Source organism: Streptomyces sp. NPDC016469, from assembly GCF_040632905.1.
GTDB lineage: Bacteria > Actinomycetota > Actinomycetes > Streptomycetales > Streptomycetaceae > Streptomyces.
In genome coordinates, this window is record NZ_JBEYCQ010000003.1 from 88,782 (window position 1) to 113,728 (window position 24,947).

Here is a 24,947-nt window from a genome sequence, read left to right on the forward strand (position 1 = left end):
GACGGCGAGATGCACGGGACGCAGGCGGGCTGGATGACCAACCCTGACGTCGTCGGCACCTTGCTCACCGGCCCGGACTGCGCGCAGAACTGACCGGGCGCCGGACACGCACAGGGGCCCAGCCGTCATGCGGTGGCCGACTGCGGCACCTCCAGCACCCCCAGTTGCCGGGCACGGCGGCCGGGCACGCGAGAACGAGGAAGGAGGGCCGTCTCCGTCCGGGGGTGACGGGAGACACTCCTTCCTCGCCGGAAAGCCTGGCTCTACTGCTGGTAGTAGCCGGGCCGCGAGGCGTCGTCGCGGCCCGGGCGGGGCTGCTGGTGTCCGCCCAGCTGGTACGGCTGCTGCGTGGACGGCTGCCCGTACTGCTGCTCGGCGGCGAACCGCGCGTACTGGGGCTGCTCCTCGGTGTGGCGGCTGCCGGGCTCGGCCTGGTCCGGGAGGGGGACCGGCCCGCCGGAGACCTTGCCGGGCCACCAGTTCCACTTGCCCAGCGCCGTCATCAGGGCCGGTAGCACGTAGATCCGGATGATCACGGCGTCCAGCAGGATGGCGGCCGCGAGGCCGACGCCCAACTGTTTGAACTCGACCATGCTCAGGGTGCCGAAGATCGCGAAGACTCCGACCATGACGATCGCGGCGCTGGTGACCACGCCCGCGGAGCGGGTGATGCCCTCACGGACGGCGGTCCTGGTCGGGGCGCCCGCGAGGGCTGCCTCGCGGATCCGGCTGACCACGAAGACGTGATAGTCCATCGACAGCCCGAAAAGGACCACGAAGAGGAACAGAGGCAGCCAGGAGACGACCGCGCCCGAGCTGTGGAAGTCGAGAAATCCCTCTGCCCAGCTGTTCTGGAAGACGGCGACGAGCAGCCCGAAGGCAGCCGCGGCGGAGAGCAGGTTGAGCAGGATCGCGGAGAGCGCCACGGCGATCGACCGGAAGATCATCACCATGGTGATGAAGGTCAGCAGCAGGACGAAGCCCACCACCCAGGGCATGCGCTCCTCGAGGTGCCCCGTGAAGTCGACGCCCTGCGCCACCTTGCCGCCGACCGCGCTCTCGGCGCCGGGCACATCCGCCATCGTCTGCGGCACCCACTCGCGCAGGAGGTCCAGGGACTCGCGGGCCCCGTCGCTCTTCGGCTGGTAGGGGGTGCCGACGTCGACGGTGTGGACTCTGCGGTCCTCGGACACCTTGATGGTGGGGGTGGCGTCGTGGGCGAAGAGTTCGTCCTTCGCGGTGCGCTCCAGCAGGTCGTTCAGCGCGGTCTTCACGTCGTCGGCCCGGTCGGCGGGCGCCCGGACGGCGACCTGGTGCACGGTGCCCTTGCTGGGGAAGTGTTCGGTGAGCCGGTCCATCGCCTGCACCACGGCGATGTCCCGGGACAGGTCGTCGGAGCCCGGCTGCTTGAGCTTCATGTCGAGGGCCGGCACCGCCAGCAGCAGCAGTGCGCCCACGGACACCGCCAGCGTGATGAACGGCTTGGACAGCGCCGGACGCAGCAACGCGGGCCACACCCGCGACTCGCCCGAGCGCATGGTGAGCCGCCACAGAAAGGGCACCTTGGGCTTGTCGACCCAGCGTCCCAGCTTGGCGAGGAGGGCGGGCAGCACGGTCAGCGAGGCCAGTACGGCCACCGCGACCACGATGATCGAGCCGGTGGCCAGGGAGGCGAAGGTCGCCTCGTTCGCCAGGTAGAGGCCGGCCATGGCCACGATGACGGTAGTTCCGGACACCACTACGGTGTGCCCGGAGGTCTCCGCCGCGACCTCGATGGCGTCGACGTGGGACTTTCCCGCGCGGCGTTCCTCGCGCTCCCGCTTCAGGTAGAAGAGCGAGTAGTCCACGCCCACGGCCATGCCCATGAGCAGGATGACGTTGCTGACCGCGCTGGTCTCGGGCAGTACGTGGGAGGCGAGCGTGGACAGTCCGATGGCGGCGCCCACGCACGAGAGGGCCAGGACCACCGGCACGCCCGCCGCGATGATCGCTCCGAAGACCACGAGCAGGATCAGCAGGGTCAGCGGCAGGCTGATCAGCTCGGCCTTCTTGAAGTCCTCGCCGAGCGTCTCCGACAGACCCTTGGCGGTCGAACCGGTGCCCACCTCGTCGACCCGGAGGCCCTCGTGGGCGTCCTGGACCGACGCGCCGGCATCGAGCAGCGGTTGCACACGCTGGTCGGCGTTCTCGGTGTCGCCCTTCATCGTCACGGGGACCAGCAGGGCCTTGCCGTCGGGTGCGGGGGCCGGGTCGCCGACGCTTTCCACCTCGTCGAGGGCCTTCATCCGCTCGACGACGTCCGCGGCGGCCTCGCGGCCGGCCGCCGGGTCGAGCTTCCCTCCGTCCTCGGCGGTGATCAGCACGTTCTCCTCGGCCTTCTCGGGGAAGTCACCGGAGTGAACGATCTTGCCGGCCCGGCCCGACTCTCGGACCCCCGACTCCTCGTCGCTGATCGAGTCCGTACCTGCCGCTCCGCCCAGAACGAGGCACGCGGCGACGAAGACGACCCACAGGCCGATGGCGGACCACGGATGCGTGGCACTCCATCGCGCGATCCGTACTGTTGCCGGCTTCTTTCGCACCCTTGCGTCCTTCCGTTGCTGCAGGTCCGGCCGTGGAAGCCGGTCGGATCCCGACGAGCAGAACGCTAGATCCACCGACAGTCGGGGGGATACGAGGTAAACCGTCGTGCTGACCGTTGCTTTCCGCAGGTTCACCGGACGGAAAACCGCAGGTGCCGCCCTGCGGGAAACCGAAGGCAGAAACCTGCGGAAAGCCGTAACGCCCCTTGGAATCCTCGACCATTCCAGTGACGGGGTTCCAAGTGACCGGTGAACCGTCGGGCTAGTGACGACGTGCCGGGCGACGGGGCGACCCGAGGCCCGGCTCGTTGCGCGCCAGGACCCCAAGTACCGCAGTATGACCAGGATCCGGCGGTTGTAGCCGGTGGCGGGGACGAGTCCGAGCATGTCGAAGAGATCGTCTCGTTCGGCGGATCGGAGTGAGGGCGCCCTGGCCGACTGCGCCGTCGGTGCTGGTGCGACGATGCGGGGATGCGCGAGGTCAATGAGCTGCTCAACGTCGATGATCCAGCCTGGCCGCTCCTCCTCCAGGAGCTGTCCGGCACTGACGTACCAGTTGAGGTGCTGCCCGGCGATGCCGAGACAGGCCGTGCGTCCCTGTTGCAGCTCCAGGTCTCGGCCCGGTCAAATTTGGGCGGCATCATGCTGAGTTGCGGCGGTCTGCTCGTGGACAGAGGCTGGTTGCGGATCTTCGGAAGCCCGGTTGGCGCCGACGCCGAGAGGCTGCCGGGCCTGGCGGAGATCAACGCGATGCCCCCGTCGTTCGATCCAGTCTGGCGGCCGGGGGCGGGGCTCGTGGTTGCGCACGATGTGCTGGGCGGGGTGTTTGCGCTCAACGGGGGCGACCCGCGTGCGGCCGGTCGGCCCGGAGAGCCTGGCGAGATCGTCTACTTCGCCCCCGACTCCCTTGGCTGGGAGGCGCTGGGTGCCGGGCACTCGGCCTGGCTGTCCTGGATTCTCTCTGGAGGACTCCAGGAGTTCTATGGAGGTCTGCGGTGGGACGGCTGGCGCACTGAGGTCTCCGTGCTGAACGGCCGGCAGGGATTGTCGTTCTTCCCGCCGTTGTGGTCGGCCGAAGCCCGCCAGGACCTGCAGGCGACCAGTCGTCGTGCCGTCCCCATGGCGGAACTCCTGGGGCTGAGCCGCGACTCGTGCGTCCAGTTCGACGGCACCGACCCGGGTTTCCTCGGAGCGGCATGAACCGGCTCACGCGCCCAGACGCCGGTAGCAGATGAGCGCGGCGGCGATGTCGGCGAAGGCCAGGAAGTGTTCGGCCTTGCGCTCGTAGCGGCGGTGCAGACGGCCGCGCCCTGCAAGCCAGGCCACTGTCCGCGCGACGGTCCCACGGAGACGGCCCAGTCGCTGGGACCAGGTCCGCCGAGCGCTGGTCGACACGGAGAGCGCCCCGGACCGGTGGGCAGGATTCGGCACCGAAATCGATCTACCGCAGGAGTCCCTGGGGACGTGCCGGAAGGACACGGGCACCCAGTGCGAGGGCTTCGTGCACCGACGCCTTCCGGCCCCGTTGTCTCCGCGACGCCGCTCCGGCACCCTGTGATTCATTCTCGGGCGCGCTCGTCTTCGTCCGGAGGACGCACGGACCGGTGAACGCATCGGTCTCGTCCGTGTCCAGAGGCACATGCAACGGCCGGGCTCTGCTGCCGGCCTTGCTGGGCTGGGCGGCTGCCAGTCCCTTCATCGCCGCCTCGGCGTCACCCGGCGTGCGGAAGGCGTGGATACGGAAGACGACCTGTCCGCCGGAGGCCGCTCGGCGGCCCATCCCGGGTACCCGGCTACCCGGGTACCCGGGTAGCCGGGTAGGGATGGTCAGCGGATGTAGACCTCGATGCTGGTGCTGGACGGCAGGTGGAGGGCGTCGCCGGCGAACGACGCGGTGTAGGTGATGTAGCCGCGGGCGGTGGCGCGGTCGGTGAGGGCGAAGGTCTCATCCGTGGCAAGAGCGGTGGGCGGGAGCTTCACCGGCCTGGTGGCGCCGGGGTCCAGGCGGGTGAGGGTGACGGTGGTGCCGGCTGGAAAGGGCAGGTCGGAGGCGAGGCGGCCGGTCAGGGAGCGAGTACCGGAGGGGGTCGTGGAGGGTATGTGCAGCACGGTCTCGGTGGCGGCCTTGCCGGGAGTGGTCAGCACCCGCAGGACGACCGGTGCGCCCTGGCGTGTCTCCCGGGTAGCGGCGAACAGGCGGCGGTTGTCCGGCGCCCAGCCGAGACCGGCGGGCAGCAGCAGCGGAGAGGCGTCATCGGCGGCGAACTCGAAGACGCCGTGCGAGGCGCTGGCGCCCGGCTTGAACATGAAGACATCCGAGCCGTATTCGCTGTCCACCCCGGCCGCGACGGCTCCGTCGGCGGCTACTGCCACCGCGTTGGGGTAGGCGGCTGCCGGGTAGCGGCCCGCGTCGGCGAGGTCGGAGGTGCGCAGCACCTGGTGGTAGTAGGGGCTGCCGCCGGCCAGGATGACGTTCTTGCCATCGGCGGTGAAGGCCAGGTCCTGAGTGTCACCGGCGTCGGGCAGCCGTCGCTCGGCCGTGCGGCGGGCAGTGGCTGTGTGTACGTCGTACACGGCGAAGGTGGCTGGGCTGACATCCCGCTCACCGGCGACCAGGACGCCGGGGGCGGCCGCGGAGGTGGCCAGTGCCGGTGCGGAGTACCAGCCATCGGCGGTGGCCTGCCCCAGGGTGACGACGGGGCGCGCGCTTGTGAGGTCGACCGACCCGATGTCGCCGGCGCCCTCGGCACCGTAGCCGAACCACAGGCGCTCACCGCTGACCGCGAGGGTGCGCGGGGCGGTGCCGACGCCAGTGGCATACCTCGCGACGACGTCGTGGGTGGTGGTGCTGATGGCCGCGACGGCGTCCGCACCGGGCAGGGCCGCGTACAAAGTGGCGGCGTCCTCCGACAGGGCCAGCTGCGCCGCCCCGGACAGGCCGGTCACCTGCTTCAGTACCGCGCCCTCGAAATCGGTGACGACGACCGCGCCTCGGGCAGGGTCGCTGAAGAAGAGGCGGCTGTGGACACCGTCGACGACCATGTCCGAGTAGTCGTCGAGCGGCAGGACGCGGGAGGCGGCGCGGGGCTGAGCGGCAGCGGCCCATCGGGCGGTGGCGGCGTCAGCACCGGATGGGGCGGCAGTGGCGGCAGCCACCGGCGTCAGCAACGCAAGGGTGAGGCCGGCAGTGCCCCAGAGACGCGCGGCGGCGCAGGCGCGCGCCCGGGTGACCGTACGGGTCTCGGCTTTGGTGTCGATGCTGGTGCCGAGTCTGTGCCGACGTGAGAGCACTGGTTCTCCTCCGAAGAGTGCACGGTGTCCGGCCCGTCGCGTACGGAGCCGGGAGGGGACCGCCGTCCCGCGGCACCTTGGCCCGCGGTGGTGACGCGCCGTGCTCCTACCCCCGCCTACTCCGTTCATGACATCCATTTCAGCGGCACCAGAGAATCAAGTAGCCGCTCGTGATTGGTAGTTGGCGGCGCAGAGTCAGGTGCGACGGGGTTGCAGGCATGATGTCGTCGGGGCGAGCAGTCCTGTTACGGCCCTTACGTGACGGCCGCTGATCCGCCGCAACCGCCAAGGCGAGAAGTGGCCTCCTACGCACCGCGCCTGACTGCACCCATTTCCATACTGAACAGGCGAGTTCGCTGTTAAATCGCCGTGCAACCTTCTCCGCGTCTCGCATGTCCTCCTGTGCGAGCCCTCACACCTCGTACGCCAGTGGCTCCGCGTACGCGACCAAGGAGAAATTTGTGGGCATGCGCACCACATTGGCCATAGCCGTCTGTGCCGCAACGGCATGGTCGGGAGGCACGGCCGTCGCAGCACCCAGCGGCACATCAGCGGGCACAGCAGCTACCACCGTGCGCGAGGACTTCAACGGGGACGGCTATCAGGACCTCGCCGTCGCCGCCCCCGCCGCCACGGTCGCCGGCCACTCCCGGGCCGGTTACATCACCGTCAGCTACGGCTCGTCCAACGGCCTGACGACGGCGAACACCACGGTCATCGACCAGAACACACCGGGCGTGCCGGGGACACCCGGGGACGGTCACGGCTTCGGCTACCGGATGGTCGCCAAGGACCTCGACCACGACGGGCTGACCGACCTCGCACTGGTCACTCACGAACGGTTCCTCGGTGAGGGTGACGCCATCAACGGCTCCGTCATCCTGCTGTGGGGCAGCGTCGGCGGCATCACCGGGCAGGGCGCAGTCCGTGTACCGACTTCGTCCGACTATCAAATCGGAGACAACCTGACCGCCGGTGACTTCAACGGCGACGGGACGACGGACCTGATGATGCTGAACGGCGACGACGGGTGGGTGCGCGCCGTGCTCTACGGGCCTTTCACCCGGGCCGGGAAGCCCGCCCGCGAGCAGAGCATCGTCACATCCAACACGGACAACAAGATGTCGGACACCGCAGCCGGCGACTTCAACGGCGACGGCATCGACGACCTGTGCACGTTCTTCGTGTACGAGAACCATGCCGAGGGCGGCAAGCTGTGGCTGGGCACCCCGAACGGCCTGTCCACGACCTCGCGCGCGCTCCCCAGCGCCGGGGCCACCGCGGTCGGTGACTTCGACAAGGACGGCAAGGACGACCTCGCCACCCGGGTGATCCCGAACGGCATCACGGAGGACCTGACCACCGACCCCGGAACCATCAAGATCTACTACGGTTCCGCGTCCGGCCCGAGCACCACCCGGACGAAGACGATCACCCAGGACACCGCGGGCGTTCCCGGGGTGAGCGAGAAGGGCGACCAGTTCGGCGCCCGGCTCAGCGCGGGTGACGTCAATGGCGACGGCTACGCCGACCTGGCCGCGGGTGTGCCTTTCGAGGCCATCGAGACGGCCAACGGGGCGGGCGCCGTGGTGCTGCTGAAGGGCGGCTCCGGCGGACTGAGCGGTACCGGTTCGCACTCCTTCCACCAGGACTCGGCCGGCGTTCCGGGCGGGGCGGAGGCCGGTGACCACTTCGGCGGATCGGTCCGGCTGCTCGACATCAACAAGGACGGCAAGGCAGACCTGACAGCCGGCGCCCCCGACGAGGACCTCGACACGGTCGCGGACGGTGGTGCCGTGTGGTCGCTGCGGGGTGCTTCCTCGGGCCTGACCGCCACCGGCTCCTTCGCCTTCAATCCGGTCGACCTGGGCGCCCCGGTACTCAACGGCCGCTTCGGCCTGAACCTGTCCAACGACAACGGCCCGAACATCGGCTGACGCTTCCGGCGAAAGCGGGGGTGGTGCCGTTGCATGATCACGGAACGGCACCGCCCAGCGTCGCGTACTGCCGCGTCAGGAACAGGACTCCTGCGATCCGACGGCACACTCGGCGTCGCGCTCTCGCATCCCGGTCCTCGGGAACCACGAGAACGACAATGAGTGCCCCCCATCAGTTGCGTGCGCTGCGCGGACGAGATCTCTCAAACCAAGGCGCGGTGTGCCTGCACGGGGCGACGTCGGGGCTCATGGGACCGTCCCTGCACGCGCGAGCCGAACGGATCGGTCCAAGCGGTCGTCGCGCGCTCCGAGGGGCCGCCCCTGCACGCGCGGGGGCTGCACGGTCCGGTTCGGCGGCCTGACGGTCCGTGTGCGGGGTGCAGGGACCGTCGCTGCGCGCCGACCGTACTCGCTGACCTCCATTGCAGCACTCAGAACATGGTCGGCGTGCCCACCTTCACCAATCGCGACACATAAGCCCCGTATCCAGGTGTGGCGCCCGACGTTGGGACGGGTGGCTCGGCTCGGTTTTCCGGCCCCGTTGGCCTGCCCGTGTGGGCGAGGTCTGCCTGCTTCCGGACTCGAACTCGGAGGTTCCCTGCCCTCGCCACTTGTGGCTGGTGCAGTCCACAGACGCTCCACTCCCCCATCGGGGGACGAAGCCAAACCGCAAGGTTTGGGCAGGCTCACAAGAGGCCGCGCTTGGCGGCGTGGAAAGCCTCGGCATCAAGTGGGCACAGGCCCGAGTGGGTATTGAGTTGCGACGTTCTGTGAGCGGTGGCGAGACCTGTGCGCATCCTTCGTTTCAAGTCGCCTGCGTGGCCAGCCTGCGCAGAGCCCGCACGGCAGGTGACCCGGGGTCGGCCGTGATCGGGCCAACCTCCTGGTCATCCTCGGGTGCGAGCAGGACGTCGCAGTTCAACCGCAGCGCTCCGGCTTCCGGATGGTCCAGGGGCTTGGTGCGATGCCCGGGAGCGTGGACCGGACGCGCCTCCCAGATCTGGCGGAACTCCTCGGCGCTGGAGCTCCCGTACATCTGCCCCTGGCCCAGGAAGCGGCGTCGGGCCAGGTTCGTCGTCCCGCCTCCGAGGTCGGCGCCGAGCAGTGCCCGGGCCAAGGGGTTCCAGGCGATAACGTCGTACGCCGCGTCAGTGACGATGGCGCCGGTCTCCGGCAGCCGCTCCAGCATCCGGGCCACGTGCGGGCGCACCCGCCGCACGGCGCTGATGCCAGGCGGCGCGCTCGAACCCGCCAGGCGGAACAGATGGCTGCGCGCGGGCCGGCGCGTCCAGGATCCGGGCCGATGGCCCCGGCCCCCGGACCTGCTCCAGCCGCGTGTAGTAGTCGACCGACATGCGGGCGAGCTCCGCCACCTCTTCGCGGCGCAGACCCGGTGTGCGGCGGTCGGTGCCCGCCGCCGCCAGGCCGATCTCGTGCGGACGCAGGGCCGCAACCCTATGATCTCCGGGGTCTGTGCCCGCTCTGTCGCAGGGGCCCCAACGGCGCCTGTCCCCGCGACCTCGAAGAACCTGTAGCACCCTCTGCCCCGCCGCTGGGAGTGGCGAGGGCCCGTAGCTGCGACCGGCCGGGGCTGGTTCACGAGAACGACAGCACCAGGACTCGCGGCACGCCATGCTGCAGGGGTGACCACTACATCGGACCGCCTGAACCTACCTGCTCGCCGTCGACGGCGGCCTTCGATGGACCGTGGCGCACTGCGGTGAACTATCCGTGTCAGCGGGCGCCGGGGCGCATCGCGGCTGCGGTGTCCGTGGCGACGGTGAGCGGGTCGGTGAGCGGTCGGCCGAGTAGCTGGGCGAGGTCGGGGCGGGTGCTGCTGAGGAACCCGTGGCGGACGCTGGTAGCGATCGAGGCGAGCATCGACGGCTGGAACGGCAGAAGCGTCTCGTCAGCAAGGAGTCGGGCCCGGTACTCCCCGAGCCCGATGGTCCGGTGCGCGACTCCGAGGGATGCGGCGATGCCGACGGCGGTGATCGGTTCGCCGACCAGGTCATAGGTCTTACCGGCATGGGCGGCCGGATCGGCGGCCACGACGGCTGCGGCAGCGGCCAGGTCCGCTCGCGCCACAGCGGCGAGCGCTCCGTCGCCGAACGCCGATTCCACACCGTCAGCGGTCCAGGTCAGGAGCGCCCCGAAGAGTTCGGCGTAGAGCCCGTTGCGCAGGACGGTCCACCCAAGTCCGCTGGTCTTGATCAGCTGTTCGGTGGCCCGATGGGCGAGGGCGAAGCCAAGGTGGTCACCGTCGCCGGCCAGGCTGGTGTACACCACGTGGCTCACGCCATGGCGCACCGCGGCGTCCACAACTGCCTGGTGCCGGGTGATGACCTGGTCGTCCTCGGCGTACCCCGCCGAGACGAGGACCAGCGTGGAAACGCCGGTGAGGTCGAGGCTCGCGGGGTCGTCGAAATCGAGTCGCCGCTGCCCTTGTGCGGGCGATCGAGTGCCGCCCAGGGCGGACACGTCGCGCTCAGCCAACTCCTGGAGCGCGAGAGAGGCGAGACGTCCGTTCGCACCGGTCACCATGATCATTGTGGTTCTGTCTCCTGCCGTGGTTCTCTTCAGTAACTACGGTGAGATCTTCAACCGGCCCAGGTCGCTCCACAAGGAGGCAGTTTCGTGTCAGTGACGCACACCGAGGTAACCGCCAAAGCCGCTGAACTCGAACCCTGCGGACAGCAGGACCACCCCGACTGCGGGATCCGCGACGTCCTCGATCGGGTCGGTGACAAGTGGTCGGTCCTGGTCATCGTCGAGCTCGCCAACGGGCCGCGACGTTTCAAGCAACTTCAGCGCGCCATCGATGGGATCTCCCAGCGCATGCTGACCCTTACCGTGCGGCGACTGGAGAGAGACGGCCTGGCCCTTCGGACCGTGTATCCGACCGTGCCCGCCCAGGTCGACTACCGGCTCACCGAGACGGGCGCGAGCCTGACGCACCTCGTCAAGGCACTTGCCGATTGGTCACTCGAACACCGGGGCCACATCGCCCGCGCCCGTGAGACCTACGACAGCGAGCACCCCGAGAATGAAATCCGCTGATCAGCGAGACTCAACGTCGTTCACGTCGAGCAGGGCAAGGTAGCCGCGATGTGCCCGGCGACGTTCGGGTCAGGTGCGGGCTCGGTCTCGCGTGCACACGGACGGGACAGCTCGGCGTCACGTGGAGGTGGCCCGGCGGAGCGGTTCGATCGCGGTCGGCACCGTCTTCTCGTCGATCGACGCCCGGCGCACCTGCAGGCCGGTGTCACGGACGTAGGCGACGAAGGCCTCGGCTTGCCCGTGCATCAGGTTCGCCGGTACCGCGTAGACGCCGGATTCCGGACCGCCGTCGCCGGCGATACGGGGGGTCAGTCGCGAGAGCTCCCCCTCAGCACCCTGATCAGCACCACGACGGCCAGCACCGCGGCAGCGGGCACGGCCGCCTTCCTCAGCAGGACCGGCAGCGCGACCGCGCCGAGGTCCACCGCCTCCGGCTCGGCCGGAAACGCCGCGGGTGCCTGGCCTGCGGTGCTGTCGAGCCCGGGGCCCGCTTCCCTCAGCAGATCCTCAAGGCGGTCGGCGAACTGCTGGACCAGCCGGTCCCCGACCTCGGTCATGATGCCCCTGCCGAACTGCGCGGGACGGCCGGTGATGTCGAGATCCGTGCGCACGTGGACGCGGGTGCCGTCCGCACCCGCAGTCAGCGTCGCGGTGACCCTCGCGGACGCGGTGCCCGCGCCCCGGGTCTCGCTGCCGCTGAGGTCGAGGTGCATCGACCGTGCGGCCTCGTCACGCGTGATGGTTCCCTCGCCGCGGTAACTCATCTGCACCGCACCGATCTTGACCTTGACCCGGCCGGTGAAGGCGTCACCGTCGAGCGTGTCCAGTACGGCGCCGGGCATACAGGGCGCGACCCGGCCGAGGTCGTGGAAGAGCTTCCACGCGTCGTCGGGGTCCGCCGCAACGGTGAACGAGTGGTCGAGCTGCATGGGTTGCCGTCCTGGGTTCGGGAGTGGGTGGTACGGGTCAGCCGGGCGTGACCGAGGGGCGGATCAGGTCGCGCACCCGGCTCGGTGAGAGCGGGCCCCGGCGCACGACCGCGCCGAAGGGGCGCAGCGCGTCCTCGACGGCGTTGGCGAGCACGGCCTGCGGTGCGATCGCGCCGCCCTCGCCGAGCCCCTTGACGCCAAGGTCGTTCATCGGGCTCGGGGTGTGGATCTCGTCCATGTCGAGGTCGGGGATCTCCGAGGAGGTCGGCACCAGGTAGTCCATGTAGGTGCCGGTCCTGGGCTGCCCGTCGGCGCCGTAGACCATCTCCTCGTACAGGGCGCCGCCGATCCCCTGCGCGATCCCGCCGGTCACCTGGCCCTCGGCGATCATCGGGTTGACGATGACGCCCGCGTCGTGGACGACGACGTAGTGCAGGATCTCGACCTCACCGGTGTGCTCGTCGACCTCGACGACCGCCGCGTGCGCGCCGCTCGCGACGGCGAAGCCGGGTGGCCGGAAGTGCACGGTCTCGCTGAGTTCGGTGCCGTGCTGTCCGTCGGTGGGTTCGGGCGTTCCGGGCAGTGCCGCGCGTCCGGCCAGCTCCGCCAGGTCGATGGAGGGGCCGCCCGGTTCCGTCGAGGCCACCACCCCGTCGCTCAGGTGAAGGCTGCCGGCCGGGACACCGAGGCGCCGCGCCGCCGCGTCGATGATCTTCTCTCGGACCAGCCGCCCGGCCCGGTGCGTGGCATTGCCCGCGTTGACCAGCGCCCGGCTGGCGATGGTGCCGACGCCGAACGGGGTGGCCTCGGTGTCGCCGCCCGTCACGTCGATGACGTCGACCGGGACACCGATGGCGTCCGCGGCGATCTGTGCCATGGACGTGCGGTGGCCCTGTCCTTGGGACGGGGCGCCGATGGCGAGCCGCACACGGCCGGTGGGGGCGATGTCGACGCGGGCCGTCTCGAACGGCCCGAGGCCGGTGGCCTCGATGTACATCGCGAAGCCGATGCCGAGGTGCCTGCCGTCCCGGCCGCCCTCACGCTGCCGGGCACGCACCCCCTCCACGTCGGCCTTCGCCACGGCGCGGCGCAGGAGTTCGGGGAAGTCGCCGGAGTCGTAGGACTGCGGGCTGCCAGAGCGGTCCACCAGCCCGGTGGCGTACGGCATCTCGTCCGGGCCGATCAGATTGCGCGCCCGTAGCTCCTCGGGCGCGATGCCCAGCTCGGAGGCGAGCCGGTCCATCGCGCGTTCCATGGCGAAGACCGTCTCCGGCCTGCCCGCACCCCGGTAGGGCGTTGCGAAGGTGGTGTTCGTGAGCACCCCGGTCACGTCGATGTCGACGTGCGGGATGCGGTACGGGCCGAGGAGATGACAGAGCGAGTTGTACGGCACGACGAGGCCGGTCATGTTGTAGGCGCCGAAGTTCACCGTGATCCGGTCGCGTACGCCCACGAGGTGACCGTCGGCGTCCGCGGCGAGCTCGATCAGATGGATCTGCTCGCGGGCATGCGAGGAGGCGGTGAGGTTTTCGTTGCGGTCCTCGCGCCACAGCACCGGACGGCCGAGCAGAAGTGCGGCATACGGCACGAGGAGTTCCTCGACGTAAAGGATGCCCTTCTGACCGAACCCGCCCCCCACGTCGGCCGCGATCACGTGGACGGTGTCGGCCGGGAGGCCGAGCGTGTGGGCGATGGCCTCGCGGAGCCGGTGGGGCGTCTGCGTCCCCGACCACACGGTCAGCCGGTCGCTGTACGGGTCCACCCGGGCCGACACCGCGCGGGTCTCGATCGGCGACGCCACGTAGCGGTGCGCCTCGAACCGCTCGCTCACCACGGTGTGCGCGGAGGCGAAGGCGGCATCCGGGTCGCCGACGCGGGCGTGTACGGCCACCGCCGTGTTGTCCGGGAGGTCGTCGTGCAGCAGGGGCGCCTTCGCGGTCAGCGCCTCCTCGGGGTCGACCAGCACGGGCAGCGGGGCGTAGCGGACGTCGATGAGTTCGAGCGCGTCCTCAGCGAGATAGCGGTTCTCGGCCAGGACCAGGGCGACGGGCTGGCCCACGTAGAGCACCGTGCCGCCCGCGAGCAGGGGCATCGGGGTCATCCGGACCGTCGGATCCAGGATCGCCGCGAGGCCCGGTGGGGTGCGCAGCTCCTCCTTGTTGAGCATCGGCGGCAGGCCGGCCACGTCCTCGCCGGTCCACACCGCGACGACACCGGGCGCCTCCAACGCGGCCTTCACATCGATGGACTCGATACGGGCGTGGGCGTGCGGGCTCCGCAGGAATGCCGCCTCGACACCGCCGGGCAGGGCTATGTCGTCGACGTAGCGGCCGTTGCCGCGCAGCAGCCGGTCGTCCTCGACGCGGGGGACGGCCCGGCCGATCCAGCGGTTGTCCTGCTGGTCACCATCACGGGACATACGGGTCACTCCCCGAAGCGCTCGTCGAGTGCCTGGCACACGGCACGGCGGATGTTGCGGTAGCCGGTGCACCGGCACAGATGCCCGCTGAGTGCGTCGGCGACCTGCTCGGTGCCGGGGCGCTCGGGCTGTTCGATCAGCGCGGTCGCGGTCATGACGAATCCCGGGGTGCAAAAACCGCACTGCATGCCGTGGCACTCGTGGAAGGCGCGCTGGACGGGCGTCAGCGGGGCGTCGCCGGGGGCGAGGCTCTCGACCGTGCGGATGACCGCCCCCTCGCACTGCACGGCCAGGGTCAGGCAGGTGCGGACCGGTTCGTCGTCGACGAGCACGGTGCACGCCCCGCACACCCCGTGCTCACAGCCGACATGGGTCCCGGTGAGGCGGAGCCGGTCCCGGAGGAAGTCGCTGAGCAGCAGCCGGGACTCGACCTCGGCGGTGATCCGCTCGCCGTTCACGGTGAGCTCGATCCGGTGCCAGCCCGAGGGTTCGGCCAGGGGCGGGGTCACGGCGGTGAGGGGGGTCGGTGGACGAGGGGTCATCAGCTGCGCTCCCAGGCGGTGATGCAGGCACGGACGAGGAGGTGGGCGGCGGTCTCGCGCCGGTGGCCGGCGCTCGCGTGGATGTCGTCCGAGGGGGTGAGACCGGTCAGCGCGGCACGGGACGCGGCGGCGAGGGCCTCGTCGTCGACGCCGGTGCCGATGAGGGCGTCCTCGGCGGCGTGCAGGCGTACGGGCACGGGGCCGGCCCCGCTGAAGACGACGCGCGCCGTGCAAACCGTGCCCGAGCGGGAGTCGCGTTGCAGCAGCACGGCCACTCCGACGGTCGCGAAGTCGCCGTGCCGGCGGGTGAGTTCCTCGAACGCCCAGCCGCATCCGGCCGGGGGTGCGGGCACGACGACCTCGGTGAGGAGTTCGTCGGGTTCAATGGCGGTGCAGAACGTGGCGACGAAGAAGTCCTCGGCGGACACGGTACGACCGCCACGGGGACCGGTGATCACGAAGCGGGCGTCCAGGGCCCGGGCGGCGGTCGGCAGCTCGGCGGCCGGATCGTGATGGGCGAGGCTGCCGCAGACCGTGCCGCGACTGCGTATCTGCGGGTGGCCGATGCGCTCGATGGCGGCGGCCAGCAGGGGCCACCCACGCCGGACGGAGGGGTCGGCCGCGGCTCTCGCCTGCCTTACGGTGGCTCCGATGTGCAGGGCACCGGAGGGATCGACGGTCAGCGCGGCCAAGTCCGGTATGCGTGTGATGTCCACGAGTAGCTCGGGGCGCGCCAGGCGCATGTTGAGCATGGGCATCAGGGACTGGCCGCCCGCCACGACCTTGGCCTCCCGGGCCGGATCGGCGAGGAGGGCGACCGTCTCGGCGACGGTGCGGGGGGCCGTGTAGTCGAAGGGTGTGGGTTTCAATCTGCTGCCACCGGGCCTCTCGGATGGTCGTCACGCCGTGGCGCTCCGCAGGTACGCGGGAGACCGAGCGCTCCGATGTATCTAGTACCTAAAATGATTTACCCTAAAGTTTCTCGTTGGCAAGAGGTTCTCGCAGATTTCATGGCCCGAGGTGAGCGATATGCGACATGTCATCGACCAGGCGGCGGCCTGGCAGGGGTCCGGCACCCGCTGCGTGATGGCGACTGTGGCGCGGACCTGGGGCTCGGCCCCGCACGGCCCCGGCACTTCGATGCTGGTGGCCCAGGACGGCCGCATCGTCGGCAGTGTCTCCGGTGGCTGCGTGGAGGCCGCGGTGGTCACTGCGGCAGAGGAGGTGTTCGCGGGCGGGCCACCGGTCGTCGAGCGGTGGGGCGTCGGCGACGAGGACGCCTTCGCGATCGGTCTGACCTGCGGCGGGACGATCGAGGTGCTGATTCGGGAGGTTCACTCCGAGATGCCGCTCGACCGGGTCTCGGCGGACCTCGCGGCAGGCGTCCCGGTGGCGCTCGTCACGCCGGTCGACGGGGTGGGCGCACTGGCCGTGGGTGGCGGGACCGTGAGCGGCTCACTCGGGAATCCGGCCGTGGACCGGGCGGGCGCGCTCGCGGCCGAGGGCATGCTCGGCCGGGGCGAGAGCGGCCTGGTGACCGTGGGAGAAGGCCGGGCGGACGGTGCCGGCGGAGCGGCGCCGGAGTGTGTCCCGGAGCGGCTGCTGCTGGTGCAGTCCTTCGCCGTCCGGCCGCGGCTGATGATCTTCGGGGCCGCTGAGTTCGCACGGCCCCTGGCGGAGTTCGGGGCGTCCCTCGGGTACCGCGTCACCGTCTGCGACGCCCGGCCCTCGTTCGCCGACGCCCGGCGCTTCCCGGGCGCCGACGAGGTGGTGCGCGACCGGCCGGACCGCTGGTTCCGGGCCCACGGGCACCTCGTCGACACCTCGACCGCAGTGTGCGTCCTGACGCACGACCACCGCTACGACGTGCCGGTCCTGGCCCTCGCGCTGCGCAGCGACGCGGGCTACGTGGGGGCCATGGGGAGTCGCCGTACGCACGAGGACCGTACGGCGCGGCTGGTGGCGGCGGGCCTGTCCGAGGCCGAACTCGGCCGTTTGCGCTCGCCGATCGGCCTCGACCTCGGCGGCCGGGGTGCCGAGGAGACCGCGCTCTCGGTACTGGCTGAGATTGTCGCCGTGCGCCGGGGCGGGAGCGGTCTGCCGCTCACCATCAGTACGGGACCCGTGCACCGTATGTGACGCTTTTTGAACGACTGTTTTTTATGAACAGCCGTTTAATCTGAGGCATGTGGATCGAGAGAGCAAGAGCGACGAGCAGCGGCGGTCCGAGGGCGGCCCCGGGGCCGAGGTGCCGGAGACGGGCCCCCAGCGCCGCCCCGGCTCCCATGACCCGGAAGGCAACCGCCGGGCGGTGCTCGACGCGGCACGGCGCCTGTTCGGCGCACACGGCTACACAGGTGTGGGGGTACGCGCCATCGCGGCGGAGGCCGGTGTGACGCCCGGCCTCGTGATGGCGTACTTCGGCACCAAGGACGCCCTCTTCGGCGCTGCGGTCGCCGGTGGGGCCGGGCTGGGCGGAGACGTACTCGCCGCCGGAGCCGGGCCGGGAGATGTGCCGGGCGTACTCGCGCGCGCCTATCTCGACCGGTGGGACCGGCTGCCGGCCGACGACCCCTGGCCCGCTCTGATCCGCTCGGCGGTCAGTCACCCGCCGAGCGCGGAGATGCTGCGCACCATCCTCGACCGGCAGGTGGGGGAGCCTCTGGCGCAGGTGATCGGCACGGGGACCGACGCGGACGTACGTGCGTCGATGGTCCGCAGCGTCCTCTTCGGCGTCATCATGGAGCGCTACGTCTTCGCACACGAACCCGCGGCATCCGTGCCGACGGCGGAGCTGGCGCCGGCGCTGACAGAGGTGCTGGCCGCAGCGTTCGGCGGTCCCCCCGGGGCGGCCACACGGAGCGACTTCACGGCCTGCACTCCCGCGCCGGGCGAACCCCCGACGGGCGGTCCCCGGCCGGGCCGGCCCGCAGCGGGAGACGCCTCGGGGAAGCCCCTTCCGTGCCCCGCTCCTTCCGCCGGTCCCCCGCCGGCTCCCACGCACGCCGGTGCCTGCGCATCCGTGCCCGAGCGGGCGGCCGCAACGCCCCGTTCCCTGTTCGCGCTGCTGAACGACTGCGCCGCGCGTCATCAGCTCGCCGTCGGCCGGGCCCTGCGCGCCCACGGCGTCAGCCGGGCCGCGTTCGACGTGCTGGACGCCCTGCGGGAAGCGGGGGCGCCCTACCGGATGACGATGGGCGAGGTCGCGGCGGCGGGTGCGGGCCGCGCCGGAGGGCTCACCCAGCAGGCCGACCGGCTGGCGGAGGCGGGCCTCATCCGTCGGGAGCGCGACAGCGGTGACCGCAGGATCGTCCGGCTGTACCTCACATCGAAGGGCGTAGAGCTCACCGACCGGGTGGCGAAGGTGCGTGCCGCGCAGGAGCGGGAGCTGCTGTCCGGAATGGCGCCCGAGGACCGGAGACGGCTCACCGAACTGCTGGGTTCCCTCGGGAAAACGCTAGGGGCCGATGGCCAGGAGCAGTGAGCACTGGCTCCGGCCGCCGGCCCGGAAGCGAAGCCCTCGGAGATGACCCCCTCCAGGAACTTGCTCCTGGAACCGGACGCGTTCACGACCCTGACACCGCCCTAGGCCGGCGGGAGCGGCCAGTCGCGGCGGCACGACAGCGTGCGGAGAGGTGCGACCGCCGGAGCGTCCGCGACCGGTGGGTGCAACCGCGGGGGCGGCCTGTCCGTCGGACTGCCCGCTGGTGGCCGCTCCAGGTGTTCGGTGCAGGGAAGTGTCGAGGTGGGACGGTGAGTGCGTACGAGACGGCGTCCGGCAGGTCGTCGAGTGCGTCGCCGGCGATCGACCGGGCGCTGGACCACGGGTGTGTCTGGCCGCGCGTCCCGGATCTGTGCAGGCCTCGGCCCTCGCCCGCGATCTGGGCGTCCCGCCTGCGTACATGCGGCCGACCATCCTTTGCCGGCCCCGATGACGCAATGTCGTCGTGCGCGCCCGGGTGTCATAACCACTGTGGATCGCAGCACGCCAAAACAGATACGGCTGGGCCGGAGCGGGTAAGTGGGTGCACAACACCGCCACGGCAGACCCTGGAAAGTGATCCATCATGACCGACGACGCTTATCTCTTCCTCGCCGACGACGTCCCGAGCTCAGGCTGGCAGGGCACGCCCGTCTCCCTCACCGGCGAACTGGAGTGCCTGCAGACACCGGCCGTGCGGGCCTGGCTCGATGCCCACCAGACCGATGCCGCGTCTCCGGCGCTGCGCGTCGTGCCGCCCGAAGAGACCGGGATGATTTCCGACGGAGCGGAACGGCTCCCGGTGCCGCTGACCGAGGAGGAGCTGGAGCGGGTACGCCGGGTTGCCGCCACCGACCAAGTGGCGGCCGTCGAGAAGGAACTACTGTCCTACCGTGACAGCGAGGAGGGGCGCGACGCCCTGCTCCACAAAGCTCTGGCCGCCGGCCTCCCGGCGCACCGCATCGTGGAACTCTCCGGGGTGGACCCTGCGGCCCTGCCCACCGCACCTCGCTCCTGACCGGTAGCAGACACCAACGGCGCCGGATCTGGCCTGGGTGATACGGATCGGACGCGTTTGCATGTCCGTCAGCAGTGCGCAGGGGTGCGGCTCGGCGACCGCCTGGGAGAGAAGTCGCGACACGCGAACGGGGAGCACGAGCGGAGCACGGACCTCCGGCGGGGCGTGCTCGAGGGGGCGTTCGCACTCCTGGGCCGTCACAGCGGACCGTGCAAGTTGAGTTTGAACCGGTGCGGGACCTGGTGAGCAGAACCCACGCCAGCGCTGCTGCGCATGGGCGATGATCCCCTGATGTGGAGTGCCCCTTTGGCACCCGGGCCGGGCGGGGCCGGGCCTCGCGCCTACGATGGGCCCGTGACCGCCATCCAGCAGACGAGCGTGCGCCCACGGCGCGGCTTCGCCCTGCTGGTCCTGGCGGTCCTGGTGGGACTTCTTGCGATGCACGGCCTCGCCCCCACCGCCATGCCCGTCGGCCACACTGCCATGCCGGGCCAGGCCGGCAGCCACGTGAGCGCCGCCGCCGTGCACGAGGCGGGCGACGCGTGCCAGCACCTCACCGGTGGCGGGGCGGGCGGGCGCATGCACCACGCGGACGCCACCTGCGCGGCCGCCGGCACCAGCACATCCCCGGCCCCGCCCGCCCTGGCTCCACGGGCCGGCGCCCCGGCCGGGACCGTGGCACTTCCGGGATGGCCCCTGACGCCCGCCGCGGCCGGCCGGGCCCCGCCCGACCTCACGCAACTGCAACTCCTGCGGATCTAGAGGCACCCGCACGGCGCCCCTCGGCCACCGGCCGACACAAGCGCCGCGCTCCAGCGTGCCTTTCAGCCGATCACCGCATCAAGGAGTTGCACTTCCATGACCGCACGCCGTTCCCTGGCCCGCCGGGCCTGCGCCCTTACCGCCGCTGCCGCCGCCGCAGTACTGCTGGCCGCCTGCGGCAGCACCGACAAGAGCGCCTCCTCCGGCCACGATATGGGCTCGACGAGCTCCCCCTCGGCGACAGCCTCGCAGGGCACCCACAACGCGCAGGACGTCGCCTTCGCGCAGGGCATGATCCCCCACCACCGCCAGGCCGTCGCCATGGCCGACCTCGCACCCGGCCGCGCCAAGTCGAACGACGTCAAGACCCTGGCCTCCACGATCAAGGAGGCGCAGGACCCGGAGATCGTCACCATGACCTCATGGCTGAAGGGTTGGGGCGAGAAGGTCCCGACCGCCGATGCCATGAACGGCATGAATCACTCATCCGGCCACGACATGTCAGGGCCGATGAGCGCTGACGACATGGCCAAGCTGAAGAAGCTCTCCGGCACCGCCTTCGACACCGCGTTCCTGCAGATGATGGTCGGCCACCACCAGGGCGCCGTCGACATGGCCAAGACCGAACAGGCCAAGGGCGCCTACAGCCCCGCCAGGGACCTCGCCAAGTCGATCATCGCTTCCCAGACCACCGAGATCACCCAGATGAACAAGATGCTCGGAAACTAGCCCGCCACTTGTGGGGCCGCCCTCGGCCGGACGGCCCCACACCCTCCCCGGAATACCCCGAGGGGGTATAAGGTTGTCATTGCACGGAGGGGGCGTCGCCCCGTACGTCACTACCGCCGGAGAGCGCTATGGACCACGCATCAGGCAGCGGACACGGCACTCACAACCACCCGGGCCACTCCGGCACGTCCTGGCGGATGGCGGCCCAGGCCACCCTGCACTGCCTCACCGGCTGCGCCATCGGCGAGATCCTCGGCATGGTGATCGGCACCGCCGCGGGCCTGCACAACGGAGCCACCGTCACCCTGTCGATCTTCCTGGCCTTCGTTTTCGGCTACGCGCTGACCATGCGCGGGATCCTGCGAGCCGGCCTGCCCGTGCGACAGGCGCTGAAGGTCGCGCTGGCCGCCGACACCCTCTCCATCGCGGTCATGGAGATCATCGACAACACCGCCATGGTGGCCATCCCCGGCGCCATGGACTCAGGTCTGACCGACGCCCTCTTCTGGGGTTCGCTGGCCGGCTCCCTGGCACTCGCCTTCGTCATCACTACGCCCGTCAACCGGTGGATGATCGGGCGCGGCAAGGGGCACGCCGTCGTCCACGCCTACCACTGAGTCCTCGACGAGTCAGAGAGCCAGAAGGCAGCCGAGGGACGACGCGCCTGGCAGCATCCGGGAGCCGCGAGGAAAACTCACCCCTCGGCGAGGGCGGCGCGCAGGCGTTCCCCCAGGGCAGCTGCCTCCGCGTCCGTGTAGGACAGCATGCCGTTCTCGGTCATCAGGGCGTGGAACTGCTGTTTCCTGTACGGCGTTCCCGGAGGCAGGCCGGCGACGTGCCAGTGAAGATGCGCATTACCCTGCTGGCTGCCCAGAGAAAGCAGGTAGGTGCGCTCGGGTTCGACGACCGCCTCCACCGCAAGGGCCACCTTGCGGACCACCGACATCAGGGCGAGGTAGGCAGGCTCCTCAAGTTCGCGGACGGCATGTTCGATGTGGGTTTTGGGAGCCACGAGCACCTTTCCCGGCACCGTTGGATACCGGTCGAGAAAGGCGATGTGCTGGTCGTCCTCGTAGACCGTCACATGCCCGGGCTCGCCCGCCACGAACGCGCAAATGAAGCACGGACCGTTACGCACCCTGGCCTCGTATGCCTCCAGGTCCATGGGGCGCCGATCCGCTGCCACAGGCCCTCTCCTTCCGATGCGGTCGCGGGCGGCAGTCTGTCACAGCATCACCACAGGACTCGGGGGCCCAGTCGGATGCGCCGCCGCGACCAGCGCCCAGGCTTCCGGTCCGCCACCGCCTCGCCCTCGCTGTCGGTCCTGGAACTCGGCGCAGTCGCGGCCACTCCGGGCGAGAAGTCCGGCCGCGAGGGTCCGGGCCTTGCACCGGTCGCAGAGGGTGGGGTGGGTGTCCACCGGGGTGACCCAGCCGGGGGCCCGGGGCGCCTGCTCGACGGTGAACTTTGGCCCGGGCCCCGTGCCGGAGCAACCGGCCCTACGCAGACAAACAACCGGCAGGTGAACGGCGGAGCTGGATCCCTGCCCCCTTCCGGGGGGCGTGCGAAATAGGGCTAGTTTCGCTCCCCTCCAAAGTGGCTATGGCGTGTGATTCCGGCTCTGTCGCACATTGGCCGAAACGTCTGGCCTCCTGGTGCGTCTCGAATCGGACACCGTGGCCGCCCCGTCGTCCGACCTCGGCCGTGCCCCTGGGGTCTCGACTGCCCCGGATCGAAAGGGATGGTGAGAAGCGTGACCTGTATGGACCGAAGCGACGCATCCGGTGAAGAACTGACGGGCCGGGCTGTTCTGACCACGACGCGCTCCGTTCGCCGACGCCTGGATCTGGACCGCCCGGTGGACCCGGATGCTGTGGAACGGGCCCTCGAGGTCGCCCTGCAGGCGCCGAACGGCTCCAACGACCAGCCGTGGCACTGGGTGGTCGTCACCGACGAGCGCCGTCGGGCCGCGCTGGCCGAGTGCTATCGCCTGGCAGCCGAGCCGTACCTGCAAGCCATGCGGGCGCAGGCCGGCGGCGACGCGGCCCGCCTGCGCCTGTGGGAGGCTTCCCGTCACCTCGCCGACCACATGCGTCACGTGCCCGTCCTCGTGGTGCCCTGCATGAAGGCCGGACCCGAGGACTTCGAGAAGCGTTTCAGCGCACTGGGCTTCGGCGAACCGGTCGGTCACGTCGCCCACTCGGTTTACTACGGTTCCATCTGGCCCGCGATGTGGAGCGCCATGCTCGCCCTGCGCCTGGAGGGCCTGGCGTGTGCCGTCACCGCTCTGCATCTGGGGCGAGAGGCCGAAGCCGCTGCACTCCTGAACCTGCCCGCGGGCGTGCGCCAAGCAGGGCTCCTGGCTGTCGCCCACTACCACGGCGACGGATTCCGGCCCGCGCCGCGCCGCCCACTGTCCCATGTACTCCATCGCGACACGTGGTGAAGGATCCGTCTGCTGGGCCGCATCTCCTGTACAGAAAGGTTTCCGCCATGGTGGACCAGTCCAGCAAGCCCGACCGCCCCCATGAGGTACCCGTGGGTGTGGACGGCGTCTTCGCCAGCGCCCGCCGCGTCGTCATCCGCGAAGTGGAGGCGCTTCTCACCCAGGCCGACGAAGAGGAAGCCCAGGCGCTGGCAGCGGCCATACGCTCGGCCCGCCGCGTCTTCGTTCTCGGCATGGGGCGTTCCAAGATGGCCGTCGACGCGTTCGCCATGAGGCTCATGCACCTCGGCTACAGCGTTCACATCGCCGCCGATGCGACGACACCGGCCATCGGGCCCCAGGACCTTCTCATCGCGTGCAGCGGGTCGGGCCAGACGCCCACCGTCGTCCATCTGGCCCAGGCGGCAACCGGAGCCGGAGCGCGTGTCGTCGCGGTCACGGGTCACCGCGACAGTGCTCTGGCCACCGCCGCGGACCTCGTGGTGGAGCTGCCGGAGTACAGCCAGGACTACCAGCCCCGCGCCTCGACCCAGTTCGTCGGCACCCTGTTCGAACAAGGCGCCTTTCTCTTCTTCGACTGCATGGTCCTGTGCATGCAGGAATCCGATCGGACCGACCCCGACGTCATGTTCACCCGGCACGCCAACCTGGAATGACCGCACCTGCTGACGAGGGAGCCTCATGGATGCCACCCACACCGCACCAGTGAGCTGCACCAGCACCAAGATGAGTCTCGGCCTGGCGGGCACACTACGCTGGCTCGACGACGTCATCGCCCCCCATGTGACCGCACTCGCCGCGCTTTCGTTCTTCGCCTGCCTTCCCTATCCCGTCCTGCCCGCCGCGCTGGCCCGCCTGACCGGCACAGGCGTCGAGGCGGGAGCCCAGAACTGCTGGCCCGAGGGCGGAGCGGTCACCGGTGAGGTAAGCGCCGGACTCCTCGCCGAACTCGGCTGCAAGCACGTCATGCTCGGTCACGCCGAACGCCGCCGGCTCTTCGCCGAGGACGACGCACTCATCGCCCGCAAGGTCCTGGCGGCCTCCGACGCCGGACTGGTGCCCCTGCTGTGTGTCGGCGAAGACACTGCGGTCAGCGCCCCTGAAGCGGCCCGCCACGTCGCCCGTCAGGCCCACGTCCTGACCCGGCTGCCCGCAGGCCGGCCCGCGCTCGTCCTCTACGAACCCGCCTGGGCAATCGGCAGCGATCACGCCGCCACTCCGGCACACGCGGCCCGGGTACTCGCCGGCCTGCACGAAACCCTGGACACCAGCCGCATCCGCTTCCTCTACGGCGGGGCCGTCGTCCCGGGCACGTACACCGCCCTCCGGCAGGACGCGGCATGGGACGGAGTCGCCATCGGCCGCGCCGCACAGGACCCCGCCATGCTCCGCGACGTCCTGAACGAACTCACGAACGCCCGGGCGTGAGCAACGCCACGGCCATCCTCGGCACAGCCGACAAAGGCGACTGGGCCTGGCCGTCTTCATCGCCTGCACCGGCCTGACCGCCGGACCGCAGGCGTGGCCGCTGCGACGCCTTCGTGCACGAGCTGGCGGACTCCTCGATCGGGGACAACTACCCGGTCCCCGGACGCATCCTGCCGCACGTCGAGCAGATCGTACGGGGATACGTGACGGACGGGGCCGAGCACCTCCCGGGACAGCAGGTGAGGGCCCCCTCGGTGCGCTCGGGCGGGCAGCCGGACCCACCAGGTGCGCGCGGCTCACCCTGGTGATCACCTGAGGTGCCG

At 70.6% G+C, this 24,947-nt stretch carries 22 protein-coding genes and 2 pseudogenes; 13 read left to right on the plus strand and 11 right to left on the minus strand.

Annotated elements, in window-relative coordinates; translation table 11 throughout:
- Window positions 1-263: 263 nt before the first annotated feature.
- Window positions 264-2,582, minus strand: coding sequence for an MMPL family transporter (locus ABZ565_RS04030; RefSeq protein WP_361020189.1), 2,319 nt, complete (start codon window positions 2,580-2,582; stop codon window positions 264-266).
- A gap of 471 nt (window positions 2,583-3,053) precedes the next feature.
- Here ABZ565_RS04030 and ABZ565_RS04035 point away from each other — a divergent pair, with 471 nt between their 5' ends.
- The gene (locus ABZ565_RS04035; protein WP_361020191.1) at window positions 3,054-3,782 is read left to right on the plus strand and encodes a DUF2625 domain-containing protein; all 729 of its coding nucleotides are present in this window, start codon (window positions 3,054-3,056) and stop codon (window positions 3,780-3,782) included.
- Window positions 3,783-3,788: 6 nt separating this feature from the next.
- On the opposite strand, the pseudogene ABZ565_RS04040 reads toward ABZ565_RS04035, so the two are convergent.
- Window positions 3,789-3,950, minus strand: a pseudogene (locus ABZ565_RS04040) (IS5/IS1182 family transposase); the annotation flags it as partial.
- A gap of 459 nt (window positions 3,951-4,409) precedes the next feature.
- Window positions 4,410-5,873 (minus strand): hypothetical protein, encoded by a 1,464-nt coding sequence (locus ABZ565_RS04045; protein ID WP_361020193.1) that lies wholly within the window; start codon window positions 5,871-5,873, stop codon window positions 4,410-4,412.
- 572 nt (window positions 5,874-6,445) lie between these two features.
- On the opposite strand from ABZ565_RS04045, the gene ABZ565_RS04050 reads away from it, so the two are divergent.
- Window positions 6,446-7,810, plus strand: coding sequence for an FG-GAP-like repeat-containing protein (locus ABZ565_RS04050; RefSeq protein WP_361020195.1), 1,365 nt, complete (start codon window positions 6,446-6,448; stop codon window positions 7,808-7,810).
- Between the two features lie 805 nt (window positions 7,811-8,615).
- Here the strand turns inward: ABZ565_RS04050 and ABZ565_RS04055 are convergent.
- Window positions 8,616-9,255, minus strand: a pseudogene (locus ABZ565_RS04055) (helix-turn-helix transcriptional regulator).
- Between the two features lie 289 nt (window positions 9,256-9,544).
- The gene (locus tag ABZ565_RS04060) at window positions 9,545-10,360 is read right to left on the minus strand and encodes an NAD(P)H-binding protein (RefSeq protein ID WP_361020197.1); all 816 of its coding nucleotides are present in this window, start codon (window positions 10,358-10,360) and stop codon (window positions 9,545-9,547) included.
- 87 nt (window positions 10,361-10,447) lie between these two features.
- On the opposite strand from ABZ565_RS04060, the gene ABZ565_RS04065 reads away from it, so the two are divergent.
- Entirely contained in the window at window positions 10,448-10,870 is a 423-nt protein-coding gene (locus tag ABZ565_RS04065; RefSeq protein ID WP_361020199.1) for a helix-turn-helix domain-containing protein, read from the plus strand.
- Window positions 10,871-10,987: 117 nt separating this feature from the next.
- Here the strand turns inward: ABZ565_RS04065 and ABZ565_RS04070 are convergent, their stop codons facing one another.
- From ABZ565_RS04070 to ABZ565_RS04090, 5 genes are all read right to left on the minus strand, one after another.
- Window positions 10,988-11,116 (minus strand): hypothetical protein, encoded by a 129-nt coding sequence (locus ABZ565_RS04070; RefSeq protein WP_361020201.1) that lies wholly within the window; start codon window positions 11,114-11,116, stop codon window positions 10,988-10,990.
- 62 nt (window positions 11,117-11,178) lie between these two features.
- Window positions 11,179-11,799, minus strand: a complete 621-nt coding sequence (locus tag ABZ565_RS04075; RefSeq protein WP_361020203.1) for an SRPBCC family protein — start codon at window positions 11,797-11,799, stop codon at window positions 11,179-11,181.
- Window positions 11,800-11,836: 37 nt separating this feature from the next.
- Window positions 11,837-14,218 carry a xanthine dehydrogenase family protein molybdopterin-binding subunit gene (locus ABZ565_RS04080; RefSeq protein ID WP_361020205.1) on the minus strand — a complete coding sequence of 794 codons (2,382 nt, stop codon included), beginning with the start codon at window positions 14,216-14,218 and terminating at the stop codon, window positions 11,837-11,839.
- Between the two features lie 5 nt (window positions 14,219-14,223).
- The gene (locus tag ABZ565_RS04085; protein WP_361020207.1) at window positions 14,224-14,760 is read right to left on the minus strand and encodes a (2Fe-2S)-binding protein; all 537 of its coding nucleotides are present in this window, start codon (window positions 14,758-14,760) and stop codon (window positions 14,224-14,226) included.
- The gene (locus ABZ565_RS04090) at window positions 14,760-15,629 is read right to left on the minus strand and encodes a xanthine dehydrogenase family protein subunit M (protein ID WP_361020209.1); all 870 of its coding nucleotides are present in this window, start codon (window positions 15,627-15,629) and stop codon (window positions 14,760-14,762) included. Before ABZ565_RS04090 ends, ABZ565_RS04085 begins: the two co-directional genes overlap by 1 nt.
- Window positions 15,630-15,789: 160 nt before the next feature.
- Here ABZ565_RS04090 and ABZ565_RS04095 point away from each other — a divergent pair, with 160 nt between their 5' ends.
- From ABZ565_RS04095 to ABZ565_RS04120, 6 genes are all read left to right on the plus strand, one after another.
- Window positions 15,790-16,899: an XdhC family protein gene (locus ABZ565_RS04095; protein WP_361020211.1), complete on the plus strand. Its 1,110-nt coding sequence runs from the start codon at window positions 15,790-15,792 to the stop codon at window positions 16,897-16,899.
- 49 nt (window positions 16,900-16,948) lie between these two features.
- Complete coding sequence (locus ABZ565_RS04100) at window positions 16,949-18,244, plus strand: TetR family transcriptional regulator (protein WP_361020213.1); 1,296 nt, start codon at window positions 16,949-16,951, stop codon at window positions 18,242-18,244.
- 583 nt (window positions 18,245-18,827) lie between these two features.
- Window positions 18,828-19,259, plus strand: a complete 432-nt coding sequence (locus ABZ565_RS04105; protein ID WP_361020215.1) for a DUF6003 family protein — start codon at window positions 18,828-18,830, stop codon at window positions 19,257-19,259.
- A 354-nt stretch (window positions 19,260-19,613) separates the two neighbouring features.
- Window positions 19,614-20,021, plus strand: coding sequence for a DUF6153 family protein (locus ABZ565_RS04110; RefSeq protein WP_361020217.1), 408 nt, complete (start codon window positions 19,614-19,616; stop codon window positions 20,019-20,021).
- Window positions 20,022-20,117: 96 nt separating this feature from the next.
- Window positions 20,118-20,750, plus strand: a complete 633-nt coding sequence (locus ABZ565_RS04115; protein WP_361020219.1) for a DUF305 domain-containing protein — start codon at window positions 20,118-20,120, stop codon at window positions 20,748-20,750.
- Window positions 20,751-20,878: 128 nt separating this feature from the next.
- A complete protein-coding gene (locus ABZ565_RS04120) occupies window positions 20,879-21,367 on the plus strand; it encodes a DUF4396 domain-containing protein (RefSeq protein WP_361020221.1) in 489 nt (162 codons plus the stop codon).
- A gap of 77 nt (window positions 21,368-21,444) precedes the next feature.
- Here the strand turns inward: ABZ565_RS04120 and ABZ565_RS04125 are convergent, their stop codons facing one another.
- Window positions 21,445-21,915: an HIT family protein gene (locus ABZ565_RS04125; RefSeq protein WP_361020223.1), complete on the minus strand. Its 471-nt coding sequence runs from the start codon at window positions 21,913-21,915 to the stop codon at window positions 21,445-21,447.
- Window positions 21,916-22,512: 597 nt separating this feature from the next.
- On the opposite strand from ABZ565_RS04125, the gene ABZ565_RS04130 reads away from it, so the two are divergent.
- The 4 genes from ABZ565_RS04130 to ABZ565_RS04145 all read left to right on the plus strand — a co-directional run bounded on the left by ABZ565_RS04130 (window position 22,513) and on the right by ABZ565_RS04145 (window position 24,932).
- The gene (locus ABZ565_RS04130) at window positions 22,513-23,196 is read left to right on the plus strand and encodes a nitroreductase family protein (RefSeq protein WP_361020225.1); all 684 of its coding nucleotides are present in this window, start codon (window positions 22,513-22,515) and stop codon (window positions 23,194-23,196) included.
- A gap of 47 nt (window positions 23,197-23,243) precedes the next feature.
- Window positions 23,244-23,852: a 6-phospho-3-hexuloisomerase gene (gene hxlB / locus ABZ565_RS04135; protein ID WP_361020227.1), complete on the plus strand. Its 609-nt coding sequence runs from the start codon at window positions 23,244-23,246 to the stop codon at window positions 23,850-23,852.
- Between the two features lie 25 nt (window positions 23,853-23,877).
- Window positions 23,878-24,624, plus strand: a complete 747-nt coding sequence (locus ABZ565_RS04140; RefSeq protein WP_361020229.1) for a triose-phosphate isomerase family protein — start codon at window positions 23,878-23,880, stop codon at window positions 24,622-24,624.
- A gap of 113 nt (window positions 24,625-24,737) precedes the next feature.
- Entirely contained in the window at window positions 24,738-24,932 is a 195-nt protein-coding gene (locus ABZ565_RS04145; RefSeq protein WP_361020231.1) for a hypothetical protein, read from the plus strand.
- Window positions 24,933-24,947: the final 15 nt, after the last annotated feature.